We start from the raw sequence: 6,626 nt of genomic DNA, 5'->3' as shown, positions 1-6,626 counted from the left end.
CGGCCCCCGCCAGCGTCCCGGCGGGGGCCGGGGCGAGGGGCGCCGCCTCGGCGGCGGCGCCGAAGCCGACGGCACCCGCGACGCCGAGCGACGCGGCCAGCGTCGTGCGGGCGAGCATCGTGCGAAACAGCGATTTCGTGCGAAACAGCGATTTCACGGACATGAAACCATGACCTTCTGCTGGTGTGACCTTTGTCGTTCCCGACCGTCCGGCCTCCCGGAGGCCGGACGACGCTGATCCTGCCGGGCGACGGCTGAACGCTCCCTGACAGGGTGCGTTTCAGCCCGCGGCGACGGGTCCGGCGGCCGGCGGGCGCGCGGCCCGGCGGAGGATGCGCCGGCGCATCGGCTCCTCGAGGCCCCGGTGCAGGAGGACGCTGAGGGCGAGGGCCAGGGCGGCGGCGAGCCCCGCCCCGAGCCAGGGCGCGGCGGCGAGGCGGCCCCCGAGGGCGATCCGGTCGAGGCTGTTGACCAGGGCGTAGGCCGGGACGTGGATGAGGTAGAGGGCGAAGGAGATCCGGCCGAGGAAGACGAAGCCGGGCCTCACCAGGGGGCCGCTGCGGAGCTGGGCGCCGGCCAGGATCAGGGGCGCCCAGGCCAGGGCCGTCAGGCCGTTGTGGAGCAGCACCGCGGGCAGGTGGGGCGCCCCCGCCACCAGCGCGAGGCCCGCCAGGGCCGCCAGGGCGAGGAGGGCGGGCGTGGGCAGGCGCCACCGGGTCCAGGCCCCGTAGAGGAGGAGCCCGGCCACGAATTCCGGCAGGCGCAGCAGGGGGTTGTACTTGATGGCCTGGGCCAGCAGCACCGGGCCGGCGCCCCCCGTCTCCGGATCGATGAGCGAGATGCCGGGGGCGTAGCGCGCGAAGGCGAGGGCGGACCCGGCGGTCAGGACGATCCACGCGGCGAGGGTCAGCCGCGCGGTGCGGCCGGGCGCCCCGCGCGCCAGGGGCAGCAGGAGGGGAAACAGGGCGTAGAAGACCACCTCCACCGAGATCGACCAGCTCGGGCAGTCGAGGGCGCAGGCGGCCCCCGGCACCCAGGCGTGCAGGCCCAGCGGCGCCAGCACCGCGCTCGCGGCCATCAGCCCCTGCAGGGGCGGGGGGGACTTCGCCACCCAGGCGACGAACCAGGGCAGGGCGAGGACGAGGCAGGCCAGGTAGACCGGGTAGACCCGCGCCACCCGGGCCCAGGCGAAGCGCGCGCGGGCGGCGCGGTCGGTCAGGTCCACGTCCCGGTAGGTGTAGGCCAGGATGAAGCCCGAGAGCAGGAAGAAGAAGGTCACCCCGGAATAGCCGAGGCGCACCGCCCCGGGGATCGCCGCCTCCGCGAAGAAGAAGGTCGCATAGTGGAACGCCACCACGTAGGCGGCGGCCACGAAGCGCAGGGCGGTGAGCGCCGGCAGCGGCGCCACAGGGGGATGGGCGCTCATCGCGGGGCCTCCGCGACCACCCGCCCGGCGGCGCCGAAGCGCAGGCCGAAGACCGAGAGGGCGACGAGGAAGAACAGCGCGTTGGTGGCCTGGTAGAACACCGATTCGAAGACGCCCACCATCAGGCCGAACAGCCAGATCCGCAGGAAGAGCAGCCGCAGGGGGTCGAGGGCGGGGCCGGCCCCGGACCGGCTTTGGGCCTGGAGGTCGGAGAGGGGGGCCAGCACCATCCACCACACCGTGAGGGCGAGGCCCGGCAGGCCGCTCTCCAGGGCGGTGTTGAGGTAGCCGTCATGGGCGTCGGTGGCGCGGTTGACCCAGGTCGTGGCCTCGCCGCCGCCGCCGTAGAACACGCTTTCCCAGAAGGCGCCGTAGCCGAAGCCGGTGAGCGGCTTCTTGGCGATGTTGTCGAGGGCGAAGCGCCAGATCTCGGTGCGGCCGGTATAGGTCGGGTCGGCGGCCAGGCCCGCCACCAGGGCGCCGAGGCTGGGCGACAGGACCGAGCCCACGGTGAGCAGGAGCAGCAGCGCCAGGGGGCCGAGGAGGATCAGGCGGCGCCAGGTGCCCGAGGCCGAGAGGGTGCAGGCCCAGGTCAGGCCGACCACCGCCGGAGTCATGACCAGGGAGGTCTTGGCGTTGGTGAAGACGAGGAACACCCCCGCCAGCCCCACGACCGCGTAGCCCAGGAGGCGCTGGCCCATCCCGGCCCAGAACAGCCCGACGATGATGAACAGGCTCATGGCCGCGCCGGCGCCGTTCTTGTGGGCGAAGACGCCGCGCCAGCTGCCCGCGTGCTCGGGCTCGATCAGGTCGAGGGCGGTGTGCATGGCGCGCTCGGGCACCAGCACGAGGCCGAGGTAGCAGGTCGCCAGCACGAGGAGGACGGTGCCGCCGAGGACCTGGGCGAACTGGCGCGCGTCGCGGGCGAGCACCAGCACGCTCACCACCCCGCCGAACATGATGACGAGGGAGACGAGGCGCCGCGCCGAGACCGCGGGTTCGATCGAGAGGGCGGTGGAGACGCCGATCCAGGCCAGCATCGCCAGGATCGGCAGGGTGGCCAGGGGGCGCAGGGCCTTCCGCCCGCGCCAGGCCAGCGCCGCCGCCGCGATGCCCGCCATGACCAGGAACAGCCCCTGGTTGACGAGGTTGCCGCCGGCCCGCGAGGCGGCGTTCTCCGCCGCCGTCCCGTCGAGGAAGGGATCGGCCCCGATCAGGATGAAGAGCAGGATCGCGCCCATCGCCCCGATGCGCAGGGCATCGGGGAGGTCCGCCCGCCGCGTCGCGCCCGCGCCGGTGGCGATGCCCGTCGTCATGGTCCACTCCCGCGCTCGAGGGCCGGCAAGGTCTTGCGCACTCTAGATCCGCCGGTGCCGCCCGCTAGGCGCGCAGAATACGTTTAAGAACGCGCAAAGGACCGGCGGGCCCGCCTCACGGCCCGGCCGGCCCCCAGGGGACGATGTCGGTCGCCCCGGTGATCGCGCCCACGATGCGCTCCCGCTCGGCCCGGCCGGCGGCGAGGCGTCCCCGCACCGCCGCCAGCACGGCGGGGTCGGTGCCGGCGGGCGTGCCGGCGGCGAAGGGCGGGGCGGGCGCGTATTCGAGGCCGAGCTGGATCGCCTCCGCCGCCGGCCGCCCGGCGAGCTCGGCCGCCAGGGTCAGGGCGAAGTCGATCCCGGCGGTGACGCCGCCCCCCGTGAGGAGGGGGCCGTCGCGCACCACCCGCTCGGCGACCGGGATCGCCCCGAAGGCCGCCAGGAGGTCGAGGCTGGCCCAGTGGGTGGTGGCGCGCCGGCCCCGCAGGAGTCCGGCCGCCCCGAGCACCAGGGCCCCGGTGCAGACGGAGGTGACGTAGCGGGCGCCCCCCGCCTGGTCGCGCAGGAAGGCCAGGACCGCCGCATCCCGCATCAGCCGGTTCACCCCGAGGCCGCCGGGCACGCAGAGCACGTCGAGCTGCGGGCAGTCGGCCATGGCCAGCGTCGGGGCGAGCACGAGGCCGGTGGAACTCGTCACCGGCGCCCGGTCGGCGGCCACGAGGTGGACCCGCGCCTCCGGAATCCCGACGAAGACCTCGTAGGGCGCGGTCAGGTCGAGCTGCTGAACGTCGGGGAAGGCGAGAAGGCCGATCGTGAGGGGCATCGGGACTGTCTCCGGCTGTCTGGACAGGACGACCCTAACCCCGCAGGCTCCGGCCGACATGACCAAGAGGCCTCGTTTCCTGCCAGATCGCACCGCGGACGAACCCTTGCGCCACGAAGTCTTGCGCCACGAACCCTTGCGCCACGAACCCCGCCGCATCGAGATCCTCGCCTTCCCGGGGGTGCAGCTCCTCGACGTGTCGGGGCCGCTTCAAGTGTTCGCCACGGCGAACGATCTCGCGGGCGCGGCCCCGGCGCCCTATGCCCTGCGGGTGGCGGCGGCGGGCGGCGGCGTGGTCCGGAGCTCCGCCGGGCTCGGCCTCGCGACGGAGCCGCTGCCGGCGGCGGAGGCCCCCGTGGACACCCTCGTGGTCGCCGGCGGGCGCGGCGTCGACGGGGCGATCGCGGACGGGCTGCCCGCCTGGGTCGCCGCCCGGGCACCCTGCGCCCGGCGGGTGGCCTCCGTCTGTACCGGCGCCTTCCTGCTCGGGGCGGCCGGCCTCCTCGACGGGCGCCGGGCCGTGACCCACTGGACCCGCTGCGACGCGCTCGCGCGGCGCCATCCGGAGGCCCGGGTCGAGCCGGATCCGATCTTCATCCGGGACGGCGCGGTCTGGACCTCCGCCGGGGTGACGGCGGGCATCGACCTGGCGCTGGCCCTGGTGGAGGCCGATCTCGGCCGGGCCGCGGCGCTGGCGGTCGCCCGCCACCTCGTCGTCTTCCTCAAGCGCCCGGGCGGCCAGGCCCAGTTCAGCACCGTCCTGTCGCAGCAGGTCCTGTCGCCCGGGGCGGGCGGCGCCCGCTTCGAGGCCCTCCAGGCCTGGATCGCCGATCATCTCGCCGAGGACCTCACCGTGCCGCGCCTGGCCGAGATGGCCGGCATGAGCCCGCGCGGCTTCGCCCGCCACTACCGGGCGGCCACGGGGCTGACCCCCGCCCGCGCCCTGGAGCGCCAGCGGGTCGAGGCGGCCCGGCGGCTCCTGGCCGAGACCGCGCTGCCGGTGAAGCGCATCGCCGCGCGCTGCGGCTTCGGCTCCGAGGAGACCCTGCGGCGCAGCTTCCTCCGCCACGGGGCGGTGGCGCCTGGCGTCTGCCGCCAGCGGTTCCGCGCGGCCGGGGCGGGGGGGCCGGGCGCGGCGGCCGGCGACCCCGCGGAACCGGAGATTTGACATTCCCGGCCGCATCATCGACACCGCCGGCCTCGCGGCATCGACCGGAATCAGCGACCGGATTCCCGGGTCGGGTGCCGGTCCGGAGCCGCGTATGTCCCCCCTGACGGCCCATCCGCCCGCATGACCGACCGCGCCACCGTGCCCCGCCCGGCCCGTGGGGACGCCTTCGCGTTCCCGGACAGCCTCCTGTCCGCCGCGGCCCGGAGCCATGCCCGGGCCTGCGCCCTCCTGGTGGCCCTCTGCCTCGTCTGCTTCCTGCCCGGGATCGTCTCGCTCCAGCCCATGGACCGGGACGAGCCGCGCTTCGCCCAGGCCTCCAAGCAGATGCTGGAGACCGGCGATCTCGTCGACATCCGCTTCCAGGCCGAGGCCCGGCACAAGAAGCCCGTGGGCATCTACTGGGCCCAGGCCGCCGTGGTCGGCGCCGCCGAGGCGCTCGGCGTGCCGAACGCCCGCACCACCATCGCCCTCTACCGCATCCCGTCCCTGCTGGGCGCCATCGGGGCGGTGCTCCTCACCTACTGGTCGGCCCTGGTCTTCCTGCCCCGGCGGGGCGCCGTCCTCGCCGCCGCCCTGTTCGGGGCCTGCGTCGTGCTCTCGGCCGAGGCGCGCCTGGCCAAGACCGACGCGCTGCTCTGCGCCTGCGCCGTGGCGACCTTCGGCGGCCTCGCCCGGGCCTGGCTCCGGCGCGACCGCGCGGAGGGGCATCGCGTCGAGGGCCCCCTCGACACCGCCACGGTGCTGACCTTCTGGCTCGGCCTCGCCCTCGGCATCCTGATCAAGGGCCCGATGGTGCCGCTGTTCTGCGGCCTGCCGGCCCTGATCCTCTCGCTGCGGTGGCGCTCCGGCCGCTGGCTCGGCGCCCTGCGGCCCGGCCTCGGCCTGCCGCTGACCCTGCTGATCGTGGCGCCCTGGTTCGCGGCCATCACCTGGAAGAGCGGCGGCGCCTTCTACGGGGAGGCGGTGGGCCACGACATGCTGAGCAAGGTCCAGGGCGGCTCGGAGAAGCACTTCGCCCCGCCCGGCGCCTACCTGGTGGCGTTCTTCGGCACCTTCTGGCCGGGTGCCGCCTTCGCGGCGCTCAGCGCCCCCTTCGCCTGGGGCTACCGGCGCGAGCCCGCCATCGCCTTCCTCCTCGCCTGGATCGTGCCGACCTGGATCCTGTTCGAGATCGTGCCGACCAAGCTGCCCCACTACGTGCTGCCGCTGATGCCGGCCATCGCCATCCTCACCGTGCGGGCGCTGGCCGCGGGCGCCCTGCACCCCGAGCGCCGGGGCGCGCGCCTCACCGCCGGGCTCGTGGTGCTGATCCCCGTCGGCCTCACCCTCGGCCTCTCGGCCTTCGCCTTCGCCTACGACCGGACCCTGCCCTGGGCCGGGCTGCCCCTGCTGCTCGGCGCCAGCGCCGTCGCCGCCCTGGCCTGGCGCGCCTTCGCCCGCGGCCTGCCCGAGCGCGCCCTCGGCCTCGGCGTCCTGGCGTCGATGCTGCTCTCGCCGGCCGTGTTCGGCCTGACCCAGCCGGTGATGGCCGCCCTCAAGGTCTCGCCCCGCCTCGCGGCGATCCGCGATGCCTTGCCCTGCCCGCATCCCCGCGTCGCCAGCCTCGGCTACCGCGAGCCGAGCTTCGTCTTCCTGATCGGCACCGACCTCGCCATGCTCGGCACCGGCACGGAGGCCGCCGACTTCCTGAAGGGCGACGGTTCGCTCAGGGGGGACGCCTGCCGCCTCGTCTACGTCGAGGGCCGGTTCGCGAGCGAGTTCGACGCCGCCGTCAAGGCCGCCGGGCTGGCGCCCAACCGGGTCGGCACCGTCTCGGGCTTCAACATCAACGGCGGACGCCGGGTCGACCTCTCGGCCTACGCGGCGACGCCCTGACCTCCCTCGGATCGA

General features: G+C 75.2%; 5 protein-coding genes. 2 read left to right on the top strand and 3 right to left on the bottom strand.

Features of this window, described 5'->3' with window-relative positions; translation table 11 throughout:
- Positions 1-280: 280 nt before the first annotated feature.
- The 3 genes from ASF20_RS13820 to ASF20_RS13810 all read right to left on the bottom strand — a co-directional run bounded on the left by ASF20_RS13820 (position 281) and on the right by ASF20_RS13810 (position 3,565).
- Positions 281-1,426 (bottom strand): acyltransferase, encoded by a 1,146-nt coding sequence (locus ASF20_RS13820; protein WP_056274961.1) that lies wholly within the window; start codon positions 1,424-1,426, stop codon positions 281-283.
- Positions 1,423-2,742: an O-antigen ligase gene (locus ASF20_RS13815; protein WP_056274958.1), complete on the bottom strand. Its 1,320-nt coding sequence runs from the start codon at positions 2,740-2,742 to the stop codon at positions 1,423-1,425. Before ASF20_RS13815 ends, ASF20_RS13820 begins: the two co-directional genes overlap by 4 nt.
- Before the next feature lie 115 nt (positions 2,743-2,857).
- Positions 2,858-3,565, bottom strand: a complete 708-nt coding sequence (locus tag ASF20_RS13810; protein ID WP_056274956.1) for a DJ-1/PfpI family protein — start codon at positions 3,563-3,565, stop codon at positions 2,858-2,860.
- A gap of 106 nt (positions 3,566-3,671) precedes the next feature.
- Here ASF20_RS13810 and ASF20_RS13805 point away from each other — a divergent pair, with 106 nt between their 5' ends.
- Both ASF20_RS13805 and ASF20_RS13800 read left to right on the top strand, forming a co-directional pair.
- The gene (locus ASF20_RS13805) at positions 3,672-4,733 is read left to right on the top strand and encodes a GlxA family transcriptional regulator (RefSeq protein ID WP_244476434.1); all 1,062 of its coding nucleotides are present in this window, start codon (positions 3,672-3,674) and stop codon (positions 4,731-4,733) included.
- Between the two features lie 123 nt (positions 4,734-4,856).
- Positions 4,857-6,611 carry a glycosyltransferase family 39 protein gene (locus ASF20_RS13800; protein WP_056274951.1) on the top strand — a complete coding sequence of 585 codons (1,755 nt, stop codon included), beginning with the start codon at positions 4,857-4,859 and terminating at the stop codon, positions 6,609-6,611.
- Positions 6,612-6,626: the final 15 nt, after the last annotated feature.

This window comes from Methylobacterium sp. Leaf88, assembly GCF_001422795.1.
Classification (GTDB): domain Bacteria; phylum Pseudomonadota; class Alphaproteobacteria; order Rhizobiales; family Beijerinckiaceae; genus Methylobacterium.
Note: the sequence above shows the minus strand (reverse complement) of the source record. Positions and strands in the feature narration are given on the sequence as shown.

Bases quoted from the DNA above. Each gene is read 5' to 3' on its own strand.
- ASF20_RS13800 (WP_056274951.1), top strand. From the start codon at position 4,857: ATGACCGACCGCGCCACCGTGCCCCGCCCGGCCCGTGGGGACGCCTTC.
- ASF20_RS13810 (WP_056274956.1), bottom strand. From the start codon at position 3,565: ATGCCCCTCACGATCGGCCTTCTCGCCTTCCCCGACGTTCAGCAGCTC.
- ASF20_RS13820 (WP_056274961.1), bottom strand. From the start codon at position 1,426: ATGAGCGCCCATCCCCCTGTGGCGCCGCTGCCGGCGCTCACCGCCCTG.
- ASF20_RS13815 (WP_056274958.1), bottom strand. From the start codon at position 2,742: ATGACGACGGGCATCGCCACCGGCGCGGGCGCGACGCGGCGGGCGGAC.